This is a genomic window from Rhizobium sp. YS-1r (assembly GCF_000757525.1).
Lineage (GTDB): Bacteria > Pseudomonadota > Alphaproteobacteria > Rhizobiales > Rhizobiaceae > Neorhizobium > Neorhizobium petrolearium.
Genome location: NZ_JPYQ01000006.1, coordinates 776097 through 793949, shown reverse-complemented (window position 1 = coordinate 793949; position 17853 = coordinate 776097). Strand labels below are relative to the sequence as shown.

The 17853-nt window shown below is 61.4% G+C and carries 21 protein-coding genes; 8 read left to right on the top strand and 13 right to left on the bottom strand.

Features of this window, described 5'->3' with window-relative positions; genetic code table 11:
* Positions 1 to 133: 133 nt before the first annotated feature.
* Positions 134 to 271, top strand: a complete 138-nt coding sequence (locus JL39_RS31920; RefSeq protein WP_161784744.1) for a hypothetical protein — start codon at positions 134 to 136, stop codon at positions 269 to 271.
* Complete coding sequence (locus tag JL39_RS08235) at positions 264 to 623, top strand: Atu4866 domain-containing protein (protein ID WP_037148147.1); 360 nt, start codon at positions 264 to 266, stop codon at positions 621 to 623. Before JL39_RS31920 ends, JL39_RS08235 begins: the two co-directional genes overlap by 8 nt.
* A gap of 9 nt (positions 624 to 632) precedes the next feature.
* On the opposite strand, the gene JL39_RS08230 is transcribed toward JL39_RS08235, so the two are convergent.
* From JL39_RS08230 to JL39_RS08215, 4 genes are all read right to left on the bottom strand, one after another.
* Positions 633 to 878 carry a DUF2442 domain-containing protein gene (locus tag JL39_RS08230; protein WP_037148145.1) on the bottom strand — a complete coding sequence of 82 codons (246 nt, stop codon included), beginning with the start codon at positions 876 to 878 and terminating at the stop codon, positions 633 to 635.
* Positions 859 to 1104 carry a DUF4160 domain-containing protein gene (locus JL39_RS08225; RefSeq protein ID WP_037148143.1) on the bottom strand — a complete coding sequence of 82 codons (246 nt, stop codon included), beginning with the start codon at positions 1102 to 1104 and terminating at the stop codon, positions 859 to 861. Before JL39_RS08225 ends, JL39_RS08230 begins: the two co-directional genes overlap by 20 nt.
* A gap of 10 nt (positions 1105 to 1114) precedes the next feature.
* Complete coding sequence (gene ade, locus JL39_RS08220; protein WP_037148142.1) at positions 1115 to 2812, bottom strand: adenine deaminase; 1698 nt, start codon at positions 2810 to 2812, stop codon at positions 1115 to 1117.
* A 92-nt stretch (positions 2813 to 2904) separates the two neighbouring features.
* Positions 2905 to 3864 carry a pyridoxal-phosphate dependent enzyme gene (locus tag JL39_RS08215; protein ID WP_052182732.1) on the bottom strand — a complete coding sequence of 320 codons (960 nt, stop codon included), beginning with the start codon at positions 3862 to 3864 and terminating at the stop codon, positions 2905 to 2907.
* 99 nt (positions 3865 to 3963) lie between these two features.
* Here JL39_RS08215 and JL39_RS08210 point away from each other — a divergent pair, with 99 nt between their 5' ends.
* Positions 3964 to 4425: an Lrp/AsnC family transcriptional regulator gene (locus tag JL39_RS08210; RefSeq protein ID WP_037148140.1), complete on the top strand. Its 462-nt coding sequence runs from the start codon at positions 3964 to 3966 to the stop codon at positions 4423 to 4425.
* Positions 4426 to 4502: 77 nt separating this feature from the next.
* On the opposite strand, the gene JL39_RS08205 is transcribed toward JL39_RS08210, so the two are convergent.
* Together JL39_RS08205 and JL39_RS08200 are read right to left on the bottom strand one after the other, a co-directional pair.
* Entirely contained in the window at positions 4503 to 5609 is a 1107-nt protein-coding gene (locus tag JL39_RS08205; protein ID WP_037148137.1) for a branched-chain amino acid ABC transporter substrate-binding protein, read from the bottom strand.
* 275 nt (positions 5610 to 5884) lie between these two features.
* On the bottom strand, positions 5885 to 6325 hold the full coding sequence (locus tag JL39_RS08200) for a MarR family transcriptional regulator (protein ID WP_037148135.1): 441 nt from the start codon (positions 6323 to 6325) through the stop codon (positions 5885 to 5887).
* A gap of 291 nt (positions 6326 to 6616) precedes the next feature.
* On the opposite strand from JL39_RS08200, the gene JL39_RS08195 reads away from it, so the two are divergent.
* Positions 6617 to 7456: an alpha/beta hydrolase gene (locus JL39_RS08195; RefSeq protein ID WP_152601066.1), complete on the top strand. Its 840-nt coding sequence runs from the start codon at positions 6617 to 6619 to the stop codon at positions 7454 to 7456.
* Between the two features lie 65 nt (positions 7457 to 7521).
* Here JL39_RS08195 and JL39_RS08190 read toward each other — a convergent pair whose 3' ends face one another.
* The 7 genes from JL39_RS08190 to JL39_RS08160 all read right to left on the bottom strand — a co-directional run bounded on the left by JL39_RS08190 (position 7522) and on the right by JL39_RS08160 (position 14125).
* Positions 7522 to 8850 carry an aspartate aminotransferase family protein gene (locus tag JL39_RS08190; RefSeq protein WP_037148697.1) on the bottom strand — a complete coding sequence of 443 codons (1329 nt, stop codon included), beginning with the start codon at positions 8848 to 8850 and terminating at the stop codon, positions 7522 to 7524.
* A gap of 281 nt (positions 8851 to 9131) precedes the next feature.
* Positions 9132 to 9452 (bottom strand): metalloregulator ArsR/SmtB family transcription factor, encoded by a 321-nt coding sequence (locus tag JL39_RS08185; RefSeq protein ID WP_037148133.1) that lies wholly within the window; start codon positions 9450 to 9452, stop codon positions 9132 to 9134.
* A gap of 120 nt (positions 9453 to 9572) precedes the next feature.
* Positions 9573 to 10322 carry a pyridoxamine 5'-phosphate oxidase family protein gene (locus JL39_RS08180; protein WP_037148131.1) on the bottom strand — a complete coding sequence of 250 codons (750 nt, stop codon included), beginning with the start codon at positions 10320 to 10322 and terminating at the stop codon, positions 9573 to 9575.
* A gap of 100 nt (positions 10323 to 10422) precedes the next feature.
* Positions 10423 to 11487 carry a choline ABC transporter ATP-binding protein gene (gene choV, locus JL39_RS08175; RefSeq protein WP_037148128.1) on the bottom strand — a complete coding sequence of 355 codons (1065 nt, stop codon included), beginning with the start codon at positions 11485 to 11487 and terminating at the stop codon, positions 10423 to 10425.
* Positions 11484 to 12302: a choline ABC transporter permease subunit gene (gene choW / locus JL39_RS08170; RefSeq protein WP_037148695.1), complete on the bottom strand. Its 819-nt coding sequence runs from the start codon at positions 12300 to 12302 to the stop codon at positions 11484 to 11486. Before choW ends, choV begins: the two co-directional genes overlap by 4 nt.
* 114 nt (positions 12303 to 12416) lie before the next feature.
* Entirely contained in the window at positions 12417 to 13370 is a 954-nt protein-coding gene (locus tag JL39_RS08165; RefSeq protein WP_037148127.1) for a choline ABC transporter substrate-binding protein, read from the bottom strand.
* A gap of 296 nt (positions 13371 to 13666) precedes the next feature.
* Complete coding sequence (locus JL39_RS08160; protein ID WP_037148125.1) at positions 13667 to 14125, bottom strand: carboxymuconolactone decarboxylase family protein; 459 nt, start codon at positions 14123 to 14125, stop codon at positions 13667 to 13669.
* A 209-nt stretch (positions 14126 to 14334) separates the two neighbouring features.
* Between JL39_RS08160 and JL39_RS08155 the strand changes: the two genes are divergently transcribed.
* The 4 genes from JL39_RS08155 (at position 14335) to JL39_RS08140 (ending at position 17848) form a co-directional block, all read left to right on the top strand.
* Positions 14335 to 14916: a thymidine kinase gene (locus tag JL39_RS08155; RefSeq protein WP_037148123.1), complete on the top strand. Its 582-nt coding sequence runs from the start codon at positions 14335 to 14337 to the stop codon at positions 14914 to 14916.
* A 139-nt stretch (positions 14917 to 15055) separates the two neighbouring features.
* Positions 15056 to 15505 carry a pseudoazurin gene (locus tag JL39_RS08150; protein ID WP_037148120.1) on the top strand — a complete coding sequence of 150 codons (450 nt, stop codon included), beginning with the start codon at positions 15056 to 15058 and terminating at the stop codon, positions 15503 to 15505.
* A 133-nt stretch (positions 15506 to 15638) separates the two neighbouring features.
* Positions 15639 to 16580: a hypothetical protein gene (locus tag JL39_RS08145; protein ID WP_037148118.1), complete on the top strand. Its 942-nt coding sequence runs from the start codon at positions 15639 to 15641 to the stop codon at positions 16578 to 16580.
* A 119-nt stretch (positions 16581 to 16699) separates the two neighbouring features.
* Complete coding sequence (locus tag JL39_RS08140; protein WP_037148116.1) at positions 16700 to 17848, top strand: DUF2333 family protein; 1149 nt, start codon at positions 16700 to 16702, stop codon at positions 17846 to 17848.
* Positions 17849 to 17853: the final 5 nt, after the last annotated feature.

Here is a 17853-nt window from a genome sequence, read left to right as displayed (position 1 = left end):
TGCACGGCCATTTCAAATCATCTTCGGAGGATTGTGCAATCATGCCGGAGGACTGGTCTACCACCTCGACCTCGGTTTCCGCCATATTCCATCTCGTCCGATTGACAGAACCCGGACGGAAAAGGAGACGGTGATGAGCAACTTCCAGCGCTTACTCGAAAGCCCATTTCATTGGGCCGCCGGTTTCGCCGGCACCTTCTTCAAGCGGTTGGGCCTGGCAGACCGCGGCCGCCGCGAACGGTGGCTGAGACGGGAATATCTCAATGGTTGACGGGGCTGACCGGTGTTTCCGGCGGCTGTTCGCGTTTGCCGCCTGTGCTGCGGCATTCGCCTTCATCGCGGCCTTTGCGGCGTTCGCGCACGAGATCAAAGACGAGGAGAAGACCATGAGCGACCACCCCTATGTCGGCATGTGGGTGACCGAGGACAACCATATCCGCCACGAACTCCTGCCGAACGGTCGTTATGTCGAGGCGCGCGGCAATCGCGAGCGGGCGTATGAGGGCCAATATTGGGTGACCGGCGACCATATCGACTACAAGGATGACACCGGCTTTACCGCCGACGGCGATTTCCGCGACGGCGTACTCTATCACGGGGGGATGGTGCTGCGGCGGAGGTAGGTCAGTTTGTCAGGCAGCGGGCCGCTTCGCTGTCCGGTCGCCGCGACCTGCAAGCAGGCCGGCGATCGAGATATCCTCATCGAGGTCGTCCCAATGAATGCCACCGGGGCTCAGCTCGAATTTCTCACGATCGACGGGCTTGGCAAGCAGCAGTCGGGGAAACCAGGCAAGCGGGACACCAAGGGTGCGGCCGTCATTAAGCGAGACCCACATCATATCTTCATCGAAAGTCACGTCAGTCGCCGAAATGCTCATGCCACGCCTTTCGGATAAGAGAGCGGTTATCGATAACAAGCCGAATGATACCAGAGAGTTCCTTGCTGTTGAAGCCTTCGCTCTCGGCGACGCCGATCACAGGGTCCAGCCAGATTTTCGCATTGGCACCGCTGCCGCGCACATGGATATGAACCGGCTCGCGCGGATCGCCTTCGTTGGAGTAGAAGTAGAACTTCAGGTTTCCCGAGCGAAAGACGACGGGCATCGGTTCGACCTCACCCGATCAGCATGAATTTATCGACATCCACCAGGCCCATGTCGGAGATCTTCAGGTGCGGGATGACCGGCAGGGGCAGGAAGGCTACCTGCAGGAACGGTTCCTGGAGCGTCGTGCCGAGTGCGTAGGCCGCTTTCCTGAGATGGTGCAGCGTGTCGCGCACGGTCTCATAGGGTTCGAGGCTCATGAGGCCGGCTATGGGAAGCGCAATCTCGCCGGTTACCTTGCCGCCTTCGACTACGACAAACCCCCCGTGGATTTCGCCAAGGCGATTGGCGGCCAGCGCCATATCCTCCTCGTCGACGCCGACAACGCAGATATTGTGGCTGTCGTGCCCAACGGTCGAAGCGATCGCACCCTTCTTCAGCCCGAAACCCTGCACGAAGCCGTTGGCGTGGTTGCCGTTCTTGCCGTGCCGCTCGATGACGGCGACCTTGATGATGTCGCGGTCTAGGTCGATGCCGGTCTCGTTGCCGAACGACGGGAGTTCGTAGCGGCGATGCTCGGTGATGATCTTGCCCGGCAGGACGCCGATGACCGATGTTTCGCCCTGGGTGGCAGGTACGACGAAATGGGCAGCTTCGACCGGCCTCGCCTTGACGCTGTCGAGGCCGACCGGCGCCACCGGCTTACGGGTCGCAAAAAGCTCGTCGGTGACCTTGCGGCCGGCCGAGAAGACCATCTCCGCCTTGCAGTTCCTGAGGCTGTCGATGACGACGAGATCGGCCCGCCAGCCGGGCGCCACGAGGCCGCGGTCGCGAAGCCCGAAGGCGCGGGCGGCCGAGATCGAGGCGGCGCGATAGATGGCGAGCGGTTCGATGCCGTTGGCGATCGCCGTGCGGATCATGTAGTCCAGATGGCCCTGTTCGGCGATGTCGAGGGGGTTGCGGTCGTCGGTGCAGAGCGCCAGGAAGGGCGACAGACGCTCGGTGATGATCGGCATCAGCGCGTGCAGGTCCTTCGAGACCGAGCCTTCGCGCACGAGGATGTGCATGCCCTTGCGGATCTTTTCGAGAGCCTCCTCGGCGGTGGTGCATTCATGCTCGGTGCGGATGCCGGCTGAAAGGTAGCCGTTCAGGTCGTTGCCGCGCAAGAGCGGGGCGTGGCCGTCGATATGGTCGCCGTAAAAGGCGTCGAGCTTGGCGAGGCAGACCGGGTCCTTGTGGATGACGCCCGGGAAATTCATGAATTCGGCGAGCCCGATGACCTTCGGGTGGTCCCGGAAGGGCAAGAGCTTTTCGATCGGCAGGTCGGCTCCGGCGGTTTCCAGATGCGTCGCCGGCACGCAGGAGGAAAGCTGGACGCGGATGTCCATGATGGTTTCGAGCGAGGAATCCAGGAAAAACCGGATGCCTTCCGTGCCGATGACATTGGCGATCTCATGGGGATCGCAGATCGCCGTCGTCACCCCATAGGGCAGCACGCAACGGTCGAATTCGTGCGGGGTGACCAGCGAGCTTTCGATGTGGAGATGCGTGTCGATGAAGCCCGGCACCACGAGCCTTCCCGAGATGTCGATCTCTTCCTTGCCCTTGTAGGAACCGCAGGTGCCGACGATGCGATCCCGGCAGATGGCGATGTCGGAGGCGACGATTTCGCCGGTGACGAGGTCGAAGAACCTGCCGCCCTTCAGGACGATATCGGCGGGCTCGCGGCCCGTGCCCTGGTCGATCAAGGTTTCGAGGCGGCTGGTCATGGCAGGCTCCTGGTGCTGAATCGGTCCTGACCAGCTTAACTGGATACCGGCCGGACGCAAAAGAGCCAGGAGAGGCGCAAGCCGGCTAATCTCTACGCGATATCGATCCTGACATTGGCGCCGCAGAGAATGGTGGCGACGTTGGCGCCTGCAAGCGCCTTCCCATGTTCCAGAAGCCCCGCAATGCCGGCTGCGCCTGCTTCCTCCACGACGAGGCCGTAATGGAGGCGGCAGAAATCCCGCGCCTGTCGGATCGCCGTTTCTCCGGCCTCCCAGACGTCATCGACGGTCGTCTTCATGCAGTCGAGCGCATAGGGAACGCATTCGCGCACGGCGATGCCGTCGGCCGCGGTCGCTGCCGTTTCGGTCGAGATGATCCTGCCGCTCTCCCAGGAGCGTTTCATCGCGGGGGCGTTGGCGGCGACCACGCCGATGACCTTGCATCCCGGCGCATTCGCCCTGATCCAGGTGCCGATGCCTGTCAGCAGGGCACCATTGCCGAGTGGCACGACGATGGCTTGCAGCGAAACGCCATCGCGGCCAAGCCGTTCGGTGATTTCAAGCGCGATCGTGCCGGCGCCTTCGGCAATTTCCTTCAGCGCGCCGTCTTCCACGAAGGAATAGCCATGGGTTTCTGCATAGGCGCGCCCGGCGGCCTTGGCCTGGTCGAAATCGTCACCCTCCAGAAATACCTCCGCGCCGAGGCGGCGCATCGCCTCGATCTTGGCGGGATTGGCCGTCCTTGCGGAAAAGATCACCACCCTGCGGCCCTGAGCGCGGCCGGCATAGGCCAGTCCCTGGCCGAAATTACCGGCGGATGCCGAAACGATTGCGCCGTCACCTGCCGGCTGGCTTTTGAGCCACCAGTCGGTGCCGCGGCCCTTGAAGGAGCGGATCGGGTTCAGCGTTTCGACCTTGGCGAACAGGCGAAGGCCGAGTGCCGTATTGGCGGTCTGCTGCTCGACCAGCGGACTGTTGGTGAAAAGCCCGTCGATGCGGGTGGAAGCGGCAAGGATGCCGTCGGCGGAGGGGGATGGCTGGTTTGTCGTCATGCAGCTAAACTGCATCTAAAATTCGGGTAGAGTTTCCGAAATTTATGGAAGTATCGGGTAAATTTTGCATTATTTCCAAAGACGGCGGGAGTTTTCTTCATGTCATTGACGAAGATGGATCGCGAAATCCTCAAGCTGATGCAACAGGACGCGACCATCACGCTCGGTGAGCTCGCGCATCGTACCGGCCAGTCCGCGTCGTCGGCGCAGAGACGGCTCCAGAAACTCAGGGAAGACAAGGTGATCCTGCGGGACGTCTCGGTCGTCGATCCCAAGAAGGTCGGCGCCAGCGTCTCCATGCTGGTGGAGGTCGAACTGGAGCGCGACCGGCCGGAGCTTCTTCCGCCGTTCATGCGCTGGGTGGCCGAAACGCCGGAAGTCCAGGAGGCCTGGGTGACATCCGGGCGGGGCGATTACACGCTCGTCGTTCTCGCGCGGTCGGTCGAGCATTTCGACGAACTTGCCGACCGGATGATGGAGCTCAACCCGAATATCCGCAAATTCACCACCAGCGTCGTGTTGAAGACGCTCAAGCGGACGCTGGCGGTCCATGTCGAGTGAACCAGGTGCCATTGGCGCATGCGCCCGAGATAGAACGGGCGCCGGAAGGCGCCCGTCAGAATGCTATCTGAAACGCCTCACTCGGCGGCGACGATCTTGCCGTCTTCCCACTTGAAGAGCGAGAAGCTCTGCGAGGTGAGGTCGCCGGTCTCGCCATAGGTGAGCTTGCCGATGGCGGTTGCGATCGGTTCGCCGGACTTGATGGCTGCGGCGACCGCTTCCACATCTTCGGCACTGCCTGCCTTTTCGATGCCGGCCTTGAGAACTTCGACGGCGGCATAGGCATTCAGGGTGAAGGCTTCCGCCGGGATGTTACGGGCGGCGAGCGCGTCGGCCGCAGCCTTGGAATCCGGGTTCTTCGTGGCGTCGGAAGCATTCGTGAAGACGGTCCCTGCGGCGGCGCTGGTGCCGATGTTCCAGAATTCGCTGTTCGAGAGGCCGTCGCCGCCGATGATCGTCGCCTTGACACCGAGATCGGAAAGCTGGCGGGCGAGAAGGCCGCCTTCGGGATGATAGCCGCCGAAATAGATGAGATCGACGTTTTCAGCCTTGAGGCGCGTGGTCAGCGCGCTGAAATCCTTGTCGCCCGGGGTGACGGCATCGTCGATCACTTCCTTCATGCCGCCGGCGTTCAGCGTGGCCTTGAAGGCATCCGCCAAGCCTTTGCCATAGGCGCCCTTGTCGTTGATGATGGCGACCTTACTATCCTTGAAATGTTCCAGCACATATTTCGCGGCGACTTCCGCCTGCTGATCGTCGCGGCCGCAGGTGCGAAGCACGTTGGTGAGGCCGCGGGTGGTGAGTTCCGGTGTGGTCGCGGTCGGAGTGACCATCAGCACGCCGTTTTCGGCCAGAACGTCCGAGGCGGGCATGGCGACGCCCGACGTCACCGGACCGACAACAAAGCGGATGCCTTCACCGACGATCTGGTTTGCGGCGGAGACACCCTGCTTGGGTTCGCCGGCGTCGTCAGCAGCCTTCAGGACGACCTGCTCACCAAGAATGCCGCCGTTCTTGTTGATCTCCGCGACAGCCGTTTCGGCGCCATTCTTGACCTGGTCGCCATAGGCGGCAACGGGACCGGTGAGCGGCGCGATCAGGCCGATGACGATTTCGGCATGGGCAAGCGGTGCGAAAGTGAGGGAGGCGAGGGCCGTCGCTCCCAGAAGCGTCTTGAGGTTCATTTCGGTTCTCCTTGGATGGGGCTCAACGAGCCCGCGGTCAACGCCGCATCTCACTCCTGCCGTCTCCAATGCCGTTCGGACATATCGTGCCAAGTTGACGGTAAGGCGATGCGGTCGGTGCCGTGCCGAGCCATATTTGGCTTTCAGCAGCCAGCAGGCAATTCTGTAGGAATTTGCCTGAGATTCCGCAAGAAGATAACAAAACCGGTGCAGTTTTTGTCGATTTTACGAAAGAATAGGCCCGAAGCCGCAAGCGGGGGCCTTTGTGGCGGATTCTACTCTCTGCCCGCCAGCGCATCGAGAAAGGTATGGACCTTTCGATTGAAAGCCTGAAACTCTTCCAGCGTCATTCCGGAGCGCTCGATCAGCGTATCGCCGAGACATTTTGCCTGTTGGACCAGGTCGCTACCGGCCTCGGTCAGCCAGACATGCACCTGCCGTTCGTCCGTGGTGCTGCGCCGCCGCTCGACCAGTCCCGCCTGTTCGAGACGCTTTACCGGCGGGGTGATGGTGCTGGATTCCAGCGACAGCCGTTCGGCAATCGCGCCGACCGTCAGGCCGTCCCGTTCGGCCAGCGCGCTCAGGACGAGATACTGCGGATAGGTGATGCCCATGGCGTCGAGCATCGGCTTATAGGTCCGGTTGATGGCGATATTGGCCATATAAAGTGAAAAACAGAGCTGGCTGTCCAAGGGGACGGGCGGGTGATGCGACATGGCAGACTTCCCAAGTGGTCGAGTTGAACCTGTATACCACGAAAAATGATATCGCGATAATTTTTCTGTAGACAGGGCTTTCGATAATGTTTAAGCATATCGATATCGCGATAATAAATGTCGCGATAGTTAATGGAGAGCACGGTGAACGACCAGGCTAACAAAACGACACGCAGACGTATTATGATCGCGGGGCTGGGTCTTGCCGCTACGGCTGCGGTCCCGCCCTTCTTTCCAATAAGACAGGCATCCGCACAATCCGCAAACTCTGTTCAGAAGGAAAAGAGCACCATGACCAGCAATACCATCACTACCAAGGACGGCACGCAGATTTTCTACAAGGATTGGGGCCCGAAAGATGCGCAGGCCATCGTCTTCCATCACGGCTGGCCGCTTAGCGCCGATGACTGGGACGCCCAGATGCTGTTCTTCCTTGCGCAGGGTTACCGTGTGATCGCTCATGACCGCCGCGGCCATGGCCGGTCCAGCCAGACCGATACCGGCAATGAAATGGACACCTATGCGGCCGATGTCGCGGAACTTGCCGCGCATCTCGATCTGAAAGGCGCGATCCATGTCGGGCACTCCACCGGCGGCGGCGAAGTTACCCGCTATGTGGCGCAATATGGCGGCGGCGACCGGGTTGCCAAGGCCGTGCTGATCGGCGCCGTGCCACCGATCATGCTCAAGACGGAAAATAATCCGGGCGGCCTGCCGATCGAAGTGTTCGACGGCTTTCGTGCGGCGCTTGTCGCCAACCGGGCGCAGTTCTTCCGCGATATTCCGGCCGGCCCGTTCTACGGCTTCAACCGGGCAGGCGCCAAGGTTTCCGAGGGCGTGATCGACAACTGGTGGCGTCAGGGCATGATGGGCGGCGCCAAGGCGCATTACGACTGCATCAAAGCCTTCTCGGAAACCGACTTCACCGAAGACCTCAAGAAGATTGAGGTGCCGGTGCTCGTCATGCATGGCGACGACGACCAGATCGTGCCGATCGCCGACTCGGCGCTGCTTTCCCACAAGCTTTTGAAGAACGGGACGCTGAAGGTCTATGAAGGATTGCCGCACGGCATGGCGACCACCCATGCGGATGTGATCAACGCCGATCTGCTAGCCTTCTTCAAGGCCTGAGGTCTTCTGCCTGAAAAAGAAAAGGCGGCCGTGCAGACCGCCTTTTTTCATGTCCGGACTGATTTTCAGATATTGTTCTTCAAGATCTCGCGCAGCTTGCCGAAGATCTCGTCGATGTGATGCTTCTCGACGATCAGCGGCGGCGACATGGCGATGATGTCGCCGGTCGTGCGGATCAGAAGGCCATTCTCATAGGCCTTCAGGAAGGCGGAGAAGGCACGCCTGGTCGGTTCGCCGGCGATCGGGTCGAGCTCGATCGCGCCGATCAGGCCGATATTGCGGATATCGATGACGTTCGGCAGGTCCTTCAGCGAGTGGAGACCTTCCTCCCAGTAGGGGGCGATCTCCCGGGCCCGCTCGAACAGGCCTTCCTCCCTGTAGGTTTCCAGCGTCGCGAGGCCGGCAGCCGAGGCGATCGGATTGCCGGAATAGGTATAGCCGTGCATGAACTCGATCAGGTGCTCCGGACCGTTCATGAACGCATCGTGGATTTCGGACGTCACCAGCACCGCCCCCATCGGGATGACACCGTTGGTGAGGCCTTTGGCAGTGGTCATAATGTCCGGAGTGACGCCGTAATATTGGGCGGCAAAGGGTGTGCCCATGCGGCCGAAGCCGGTGATGACCTCATCGAAGATAAGAAGGATACCGTGTTTGGTGCAGATCTCGCGCAGCTTCTGCAGATAGCCCTTCGGCGGGATGAGTACGCCGGTGGAGCCGGCCACGGGTTCTACGATCACAGCGGCGATGGTCGAGGCGTCGTGCAGCGTGACGATGCGCTCCAGCTCGGAGGCGATGTCGCCGCCGTGCTCAGGCTCGCCACGGGTAAAGGCATTCTTGCCGGGCAGGTGTGTGTGCGGCATATGGTCGACGCCGGTGAGCAGCGTGCCGAACATCTTGCGGTTGGCGACGATGCCGCCGACCGAGATGCCGCCGAAATTGACGCCGTGATAGCCACGCTCGCGGCCGATCAGCCGGAAGCGAGAGCCGTTGCCCTTGGCGCGGTGGTAGGCGAGGGCGACTTTCAGTGCCGTTTCGACCGATTCCGAACCGGAATTGGTGTAGAGGACGTGATTCATGCCCTCCGGCGCGATGTCGACCAGGCGGTTGGCGAGTTCGAAGGCCTTCGGATGGCCGAGCTGGAAGGCGGGTGCGTAATCCAGCTCGCCGGCCTGCTCGCGGATCGCCTCGGTGATCTTCGGCCGGCAGTGGCCGGCATTGACGCACCAAAGGCCAGCGGTGGCGTCGAGCACCTGGCGGCCGTCATGGGTCGTGTAGTGCATATCCTTGGCACTCACGAAAAGACGGGGTTCCTTCTTGAACTGGCGATTGGCCGTAAACGGCATCCAGAACGCCCTCAGATCGTTGGGCGTGGTATTCAGGCGGTTGGACATGAGGCTCTCCATGGCCATTCGGATCATCGGGTGGCCATTTCCCGGTCGGCGTTTCGCGCCAAGTTTTGACTGCATGGTCAAATTATCAGGGGGAGCGGGGCCGTCAACCGCCTTTGCAGGCGCGAGGTAAGTCCATGACGGCATCAAACGCCGCCGGCAACGACGGCACCGCGGTTCGGATTTGGCAATGATGCGACAAGTCAACAGACAACCTTACCTCCGGCCATGGATGCCGGAGGCTAAGTCAAGGCAGTAAAGACACTATGTCTGCGTCGTCAGATCTAAGCGGCGGCGGATTTCTTTTGAGCCGGCGCGCAATAAATCTCTTCCAGCGTCTCCAGTATTTTGATCACCGATTCAGATGAACTGGAATAATAAATCGTCTGTGCATCGCGGCGAGTCTTCACCAGTTTCTGAGCGCGCAGCTTGGAAAGATGCTGCGACAGCGCCGACTGGCTGAGACCGACCTGCGAAGCGAGCGCACCGACAGCGACCTCACCTCTTACCAAGCAGCACAGGATCATCAACCGCTTCGGATTGGCCATTGCAGACAACAAGCCTGCCGCTGCGGTGGAATGCTCGGATAGTGCCATCGTGTCCATAAGTTAAAACCCCTCGTCTTTCAAAGCGGCCCCCCGCTCTAAAATTCACCCTTCGTCGTACATGCGAAAATTAACAAGCAGCAAAAGGGATTGTATATCCCTAAATTTCGGGTAACCCGATTAATGAACTTTAGACATGGTAAAAAGATAATCAAGCACGGCCTCCGGCGAGGCTGCAAGTTCATCGAATTCGTGTCTGAGTTGAAGATCGCCACCGACAAGGTCGATTCCGGCTCGATCGACGCCTGCGAAACGCCAGTTCTTCCCGTTTTCCGCGCCAAGGTGGGCAGCAAGGCTCTCTGCAGCATCGGTCATATTTTTTAAACTCTTTGAGAGTTCGAGCCATTCCGGAGCGGTTCCCGGCTCGGGAATGATGAGATCGGCTCCTGTCAGGACATAGGCCCGGCCGAATCCTCCGTTGAGCGAAACGCTTTGCGGAACGATTCGGAAGAAGCGGAAATCGGCAAAATCTGCATACAATGCGGCTTTCGGATGCCGATCGAGAAAGCGGCTCCGGATACGGGTGTGGTCGGGCGTATCCCGGGCAACGCTTTCGGCAAGTGCCTGTAGTGTGATCCTTGGATGGGCGAGCGGATCGCCCTTGCCGGGCTCGCCGGCCAGAAGCGAGCAACGGGGATCGGCAACAAGCCCTTTGGTATGACCGGAAAGGGCCGAGACGAGGATGACCGGCACGCCGTCGACATCGGTGCCGGTCAGTGCCCGGCTGACGGAGGGGAAGCCGGTTTCCGGATCGAGGACGGCGAGCGCCATATAGCGCGCGCCACGCACCAGCATGCGGGCGAGGCGGCGGGCTTCGTCGTCTGTCTCGCGCAGCACATTGGGCTTATCGGTCTGGGATTCGTCAGCCATCTCGTCCCTCTGCTTCCATTGGCCGTCGTTTCCCGGCATCGGCAGGACATACCATCTACGGTGACCGGACGAAAGCCGACTGAATGTCTCAGGTTAGGCTTCAGCCAGCCCGGCGGCGGTGGCGGGTGAGCCCGGCGACCACGTCCTCAGCCGAAATGGTGCCGATGATCGTTCCGTTATCGACCACGCCGACCGCGCCCGGCTGGCGGGAAAGGGCGTCGAGGATATCGATCAGCGGCGTGTCGGAACGGGCGGTTGCGGAGACCGGGGTCGCGCCGGCCGCGGCGGTGACGCCCGGACGCATCACGTCGCCCGCCGTCAGCATGGCGATCGGGTTCATGTGCTGCACGAAATCGGCGACATATTGGTCGGCCGGCGCACGGACGATCTCCTGCGGCGTACCGCACTGGATAATGCGTCCGCCTTCCATGATGGCGATGCGGTTGCCGATGCGGAAGGCCTCGTCGAGATCGTGGCTGACGAAGAGGATGGTCTTCTTGAGCCGCCGCTGGAATTCCAGAAGCTCGTCCTGCAGACGGGTACGGATCAGCGGGTCAAGCGCCGAGAAGGGTTCGTCCATCAGGAGGATCGGCGCGCCGGTCGCAAAGGCGCGCGCCAGGCCGACACGCTGCTGCATGCCGCCGGAAAGCTCGCCCACCTTGCGGTCGGCCCATTGCGTCAGATTGACCAGGTCGAGCTGTTCGCCGACACGCTTCCTGCGTTCCGCCTCCGCGACACCTGCGAGCTCCAGGCCGAAGCCGACATTTTCCGAGACGGTGCGCCAGGGCAGCAGGCCGAATTGCTGAAAGACCATGGAGACCGTATGCATGCGCAGATCACGCAGGACCTTTGTGCCTGCCCTGTAGGGATCGACCGGTCCCGACGGCGTGGCGACGCTGACCGAGCCTCGCACGACCGGGGCAAGCCCGTTGACGGCGCGCAGAAGCGTCGACTTGCCGGAGCCGGACAGGCCCATCAGCACCAGGATTTCCCCCTCGTGAATCGTCAGCGAGGCATCCGCGACGCCGAGCACGATGCCGGTTGCGGCGCTGATCTCGTCGCGGCTCTTGCCCTGGTCCATCAGCGGCAGTGCGCGTTCCGGATCATCGCCGAAGATGATGTCGACATGGTCGAAGACGACGCAATCTGTCTTCCGGGCGGTCATGCGCCATCTCCCTTGGATGTCCGGAACATGCGGTCGAGGATGATCGCCAGGATGACGATGCACAAGCCTGCCTCGAAACCGCGGGCGATGTTGACGGTGTTGAGCGCACGTACGACGGGCACGCCCAGGCCATTGGCGCCGACGAGGGCTGCGATCACCACCATGGAAAGCGACAGCATGATCGTCTGGGTGAGACCGGCCATGATCTGCGGCATGGCGAAGGGCAGTTCCACCTTGCGCAGCACCTGGCCGCGTGTCGCGCCGAAGGCAACGGCCGCTTCGGTCAAGGCACCGGGCGTCGAGACGATGCCGAGGCGGGTGAGCCGGATCGGCGCCGGAATGGCGAAGATGACGGTGGCGATGAGGCCGGGCACCATGCCGAGGCCGAAGAGAATGAGCGCCGGGATCAGGTACACGAAGGTCGGGATGGTCTGCATCAGGTCGAGGATCGGCCGCATGATCTCGTAGACCCAGGCGCGGCGGGCCGCGGCAATGCCGAGCGGTACGCCCACCGCCATGCTGACGGCAGTCGAGGCAAGCACCAGCGCCAGCGTTTCGGTCGTTTCCTTCCAGTAACCCTGATTATAGATGAGGAGCAGCCCGAGACAGGTGAAGAGCGTGATACCCGCCGAACGGCGCAGCCACCAGGCGAGCGCGGTGATAAGAGCGACCAGCACATAGGCGTTCGGCCATTGCAGGACAAAAAGCAGGGCATCGATGACGCTCGACAGCACGGCCGACAGCCAGTCGAAGAACCAGTCGGCATTGGCGGTCAGCCAGTCAACGAAATCCTTCGCCCAGTTGCCGAGGCGCATCTTTCCGCCGGAATCCACCAGCCATTCGGGAAGCCAATTCACGTCTATGCCTGCCTGCTCCGGAGGGAACTATCGGTGAGGGCATGCGGGCCGGGAGACCGGCCCGTCCGATGGTCAGAGGCCGAGTTCGGACTTGACAGCTTCGAGGCCAGGCTTGCCGTCCTTGGTGGTGACGCCGGCGAGCCATGGTTCGATTGCCGCGCCGTTCGCCTTCAGCCATTTGGTAGCGGCGTCTTCCGGCTCATCACCGTCATTCAAGATGCCGCCCATGATCTCGTTTTCCATGGCCAGCGAGAATTTCAGGTTCTTGATGAAAGCGCCGACGTTCGGGCACTCTTCCGCGAAGCCGGCGCGCACATTGGTGAACACCTCGGCGCCGCCGAAATTCGGCCCGAAGATATCGTCGCCGCCGGAGAGATAGGTCAGCTTGAAATTGCTGTTCATCGGATGCGGTTCCCAGCCGAGGAAGACGACCGGCTGACCGGCCTTGTCGGCGCGGGCGACCTGGGCGAGCATGCCCTGTTCGGAGGATTCCACCACTTCGAAACCCTTGAGCTCAAAGGTGTTGCTCTCCACCATGTCGAGGATGAGACGATTGCCGTCATTGCCCGGCTCGATGCCGTAGATCTTGCCTTCGAGCGCATCCTTTTGCTTGGCGATATCCTTGAAATCCTTGATGCCGAGCTCGGCGCCCTTGGCGTTGGTGGCAAGCGTGTATTTGGCGCCCGTCAGATTCGGCCCAAACGATTCGACCGATTTGTCGTTAAGGTAAGGACGAACGTCCGCCTCCTGGGTCGGCATCCAGTTGCCGAGGAAGACGTCGATATCCTTGTTCTTCAGCGAGCTGTAGGTGACCGGGACGGAAAGGACCTTTACATCGGTCTCGTAGCCGAGTGCCTTGAGGAGGACACTTGCGGTGGCCGTCGTGGCGGTGATGTCGGTCCAGCCGACATCGGAGAATCGGACCGTGCCGCAGGCTTCCGGCTCGGCGGCGGAGGCGCCCGTCGCAAGCACCAGCACGGAGGCGGCGGCTGCGAGCGTGATCTTCAGCGAGGTGGTGATGCGCATGACTTGCTCCCCTGTCTTTCTGGTTCCCGCCATTATCAATATCTCTTGAGGCGAGGCAAGCGCGTGCATTCGCGGCGGGATCAGGGGGCCATTTGCGACATTTTCGATGATCCTTCGGCCATTTTCCTGTGCCGCAGGCGGTATTCGATTTGTTCGCCAGTCGGGGTGGATCGTGGAAGGCTTGAAACTCGCGTCTTCCGTATGCGCGGACGGTCGAGCATTCGGCAGACTGTACCGGGTGAGGTCGGACGCAAGCACAGTGCGTGCGTCCGAGTGCCGATTCGGTGTGATGGCTCTCAGGCCGCCGTTTTCCGTTCGGCAGGATGAAACCTGCGGAAGCCGATGTTGATCCGGTTCCAGGCGTTGGTTTGCGCGATCAGCAGAGTGAGGTTTACCTGCTCGTCCGCAGTAAAGTGTTCGTTCAAGGCCTCGTAGACATCATCCGGAGCATGGGTTTCGGAAATCAGCGTCAGGGCTTCGGTCCAGGCGAGGGCGGCTCGCTCGCGGTCGGAATAAAGCGTGGATTCGCGCCATGCGCTGAGAAGGTGAAGTCGGTCTTCCGTCTCTCCATACTTGCGGGCATCTGCAATGTGGTGGTGGATGCAGAAGGTGCAGCCGTTTATCTGCGCCGCCCGCGTCATGACGAGCTCTCTCAACAGCGGCTCAAGGCCATTGGTCTGAATCGTCTTTCCCAGCTCGATCCACGGCTGCATTGCAGCGGGGCTTATGGTGAAGGGGTTCAATCTCTGTGTCATCGTCGGCTTTCGACAGTTTCCGAACACATGACGACTGGAACCTGCCGGATGTGACATGACGCTAATTTCTGCCGCCAGACGGGAGCAGGGCTGTGCGGGATATCTCCTGGCCGATTCTCCCGGCATGTCGCCGCAGCCGCGTTCGAGTTTCCTGTGGTTATCGGCTTCGCCCGCTTTCCTCGAATCCCGATCGCGAGCAGAAGCGGGGCATGGCCAAGCTCTATTTCAACTACGCGACGATGAATGCCGGCAAGTCGACGATGCTCTTGCAGGCCTCCTACAACTATCAGGAGCGCGGCATGCGCACGGCGATCTTCATCGCTGCGCTCGATGACAGAGCGGGCGAGGGGCGGGTCGCGTCCAGGATCGGCCTTTCCTCCGATGCAATCCCTTTCGGGTCGTCCGACGATCTCTTTTCGGCGATCGAAGCCATGCATGCGCAAGAGCAGATCGCCTGCGTCTTCGTGGACGAGGCACAATTCCTGTCCGCCGAGCAGGTGTGGCAGCTCGCGCATGTCTCCGACCGGATCGGAATTCCGGTCATGGCCTACGGACTGAGGACCGATTTCCAGGGCAAGCTCTTTCCTGGCTCGCTGGAGCTCCTGGCGATCGCCGACGAGCTGCGGGAAGTGCGCACTATCTGCTTTTGCGGCCGCAAGGCAACCATGGTGGCGCGGCTCGACGCGGAGGGCAATCTGGTGCGCGAGGGCGCACAGGTCGAAGTCGGTGGAAACGAGAAATATGTGTCGCTTTGCCGCCGGCATTGGGAAGACAGGATGCGCTGCGACTGATCGCGGTTTGGTCTTCGTTGGCTATCTGGGACGGAAAGCCGCGGCAGTGCGACGAGATTGACTCTGGTCAAAGCCGGCAATGGGGATGATGAGTAGGCATTCTGGCCATTAAAAGTCAGGTTTTTCCAGGAGTGCTTACATGCGCAGAAACGCGACAAAGACCTTCACCCTTGCTGCAACGCTTGCTCTTCTCGCCCTTCCGGCCTTCGGTGCCGAGATCGAAGTGAAGATGCTCAACAAGGGGAGCGATGGTCAGGCCATGGTGTTCGAACCGGCGGCGGTGAAGGTGCAGCCCGGCGACACGATCAAATTCGTCGCGGTGGACAAAGGGCACGATGTCGTCTCGATGCCGGGCCTCGTGCCGGAGGGCGTCGCCCCGATCAAGGGTAAGATCAGCGAGGACGTTTCGTTCACCGCCGACAAGCCGGGCGCCTACGTGTTCAAATGCACGCCGCATTACGGCATGGGCATGGTGGCTCTGGTCGTGGTGGGCGACGCGCCTGCCAATATCGACGCCGTGAAGGCCACGAAGATGCCGAAGAAGGCGAAGGAAAGGCTGGAAGCGGAAATCGCCAAGCTCGGCTTGTGACCAGCGCCGCGCTGCCCGCGGCATAGTTCCACTGCCTCTCTAACTTTTTGTTTGAGCACCGGATTTTCGGAAAACCGCTTCACACTTTCCGGTCCGATGCTCTATCCTGTCTGCGATCGGCAGGAGAGGTGGCGTGGCGGAGGCCCAGGTTTTCGACAGCGAGATGGAGCGCATCGGCGACGCGTTGGTGGCAACGAGCGAAGCGTTTGAGCCGCCGGCGTCGATGCTTGCCGAAGCGGCTGAGAGCCTCACTCTTCCCGAGGAAGCGAAGCTTGCGATCGAAGCGGAACACTTCAAGGCGAGCGCGCCGGGACGGGAGGCGATCGAAGCCGCCTTGGCACATCTCGTGGCGGGGCTTGCGGCCGAGATCGAGTTCCGGGCCCGCGAATTCGACATGCGTGAGGTGCCGACGCGATTCGAAAAGCTGATCGGCCTCGTATCGAGGAGCGCGATGCGCCGCCGCCAGCTGGCGCGTTCGCGCAGGTCGGTGTCGCTTGATCATCTTGCCGAGCTGCTGAGGCGCGCCGACCGGCTTGCTGCGCTCGTGCGGGCAGAGCGCGTAACTCTCCTTGCGCGGCGCAGCAAGGGCGAAGCCGATCTGAAGGCCTTCATCGACCACCGGCCGGACATCATTGAAAAACTGCACGGGGAGAACGGAGAGGCGATGACAGGCGTCGAGGCGGCGCGCCGGACGGAAGATTTCGTCGCGGTGTTCCAGACCTTCATCGATGGGCTCAATGCCGGCGTCGGCACTTGCAACGTGCTGATGCACAAGCTCCTGATCGACGTGGAGGACCTGCTCATCCTCTACCAGGTCTTTTCCGAGGTCGTGTCGCGGCACGGCGACGAAGACCTAAGGCCTGAAGACTTTCCGAGCCTGTCTCCTGAAATCGAGCGTTTCTCCAAGGGTATGCTGAGCGTCCACGGTCTCGACCGGCGCAGGGACCGCGCCAACGAGGCCTTTGCCGAACGGTTTCCGGCCGAAGCTGTCAGACAGGCGGCTGCCGAGGCACATCCGGCAGGGGCGGGCTGGCGGCTGCCCGCGATCTCCGATTTCAAATTCATGCGGCCCTGACCGCGACGAAACGCCCCTTCCGATCCAAAACATCCCACAGTTGATTTTTGTCCTTGTCTTCGGCAGCCGAGCCAATATGTGTTGAGCAAATCCGATGCCCCGCCCGACAGGAGACTGCGATGCTCGACGGAATTACCGCCTTCTTCCAACGGATCGGCCAGGCCGTCGGTAGAGGTATCGGGCTTCTGGTCGCCTGGCTCATCTGGCCGTTCATGGCGGCGCATGGCTGGTACGGCCGGCGTCACTGGATGGTGAAGGGGCCGATCCTCGCGGTTCTCGCGCTTCTCATCGGCTTCTACGGCTACTTCTTCTGGCAGACGCAGATCTGGAGCGGCTTCAACCCGAATTTCGTCGACAGTTACCGCTGGTCGGAACGCACCACGCCGGCCGGACAGGAACTACCGGCCGCAGCCTCCGCCGGCGGCAGCGCGGCCACAGCCGCCACGAACGCCAGGCAGTGTCAGTCGTCGGCGATCGTCGATGCTGTTGCCGACCTCACCGACATGAACGTCAACCAGAACGCCTGGATATCCTCGATGCTGCTCTATCGGCTCGGCTTCTTCGGCGTCGACTGGGATCACACGCCCTTCCTCGACAACAAGGCCTCGTTCCAGCGCGGCGTGAACCAGGCGGTGCGGCGCACCTCGAGCGAACTCGTCGACACGCTGGGGCGGGTTCGTGGCACGTCCGGCATCAACAGCAACCTGCAGGACGCGCGCGGCAACCTGCAGTTCGACGAATATTCCTGGTATTTCGGGCTCGATCCCTTCGGCTTCAAGACACCGACGCCGGCCTATTATCGGACTGCGATCGAGAAGCTGAGGACCTTCAACAGGGATCTTTCCGCCTGCAACGCGACCTTCGACACTCGGGCCGACAACCTGATCCAGTTCATCGACCGGATCGCCAACGACCTCGGGGGAACGGCGGCGATCCTGCGCGATCGTTCGGAAAATCACGGAGGCGGCTGGTTCGACACGCGTGCGGACGACAGGTTCTGGTTCGCCTACGGTCAGCTTTACGGTTATTACGCCGTGCTTTCGGGTGCCGGCGCCGACTTTTCCCAGGTGATCCGCGAGCGCAATCTCGGGCAGATATGGAATGAAACGCTCAACCGGTTCCGTGCCGCGTTGCGCATCCAGCCGTCGATCGTCTCCAATGGGCGCGAGGACGGCCTGATCATGCCGAGCCATCTCGCCGTCATGGGCTTTCATACCCTGATGGTCCGCTCAAACCTCGTGGAAGTGCGCTCGGTGCTGGATCGGTGAGTTTG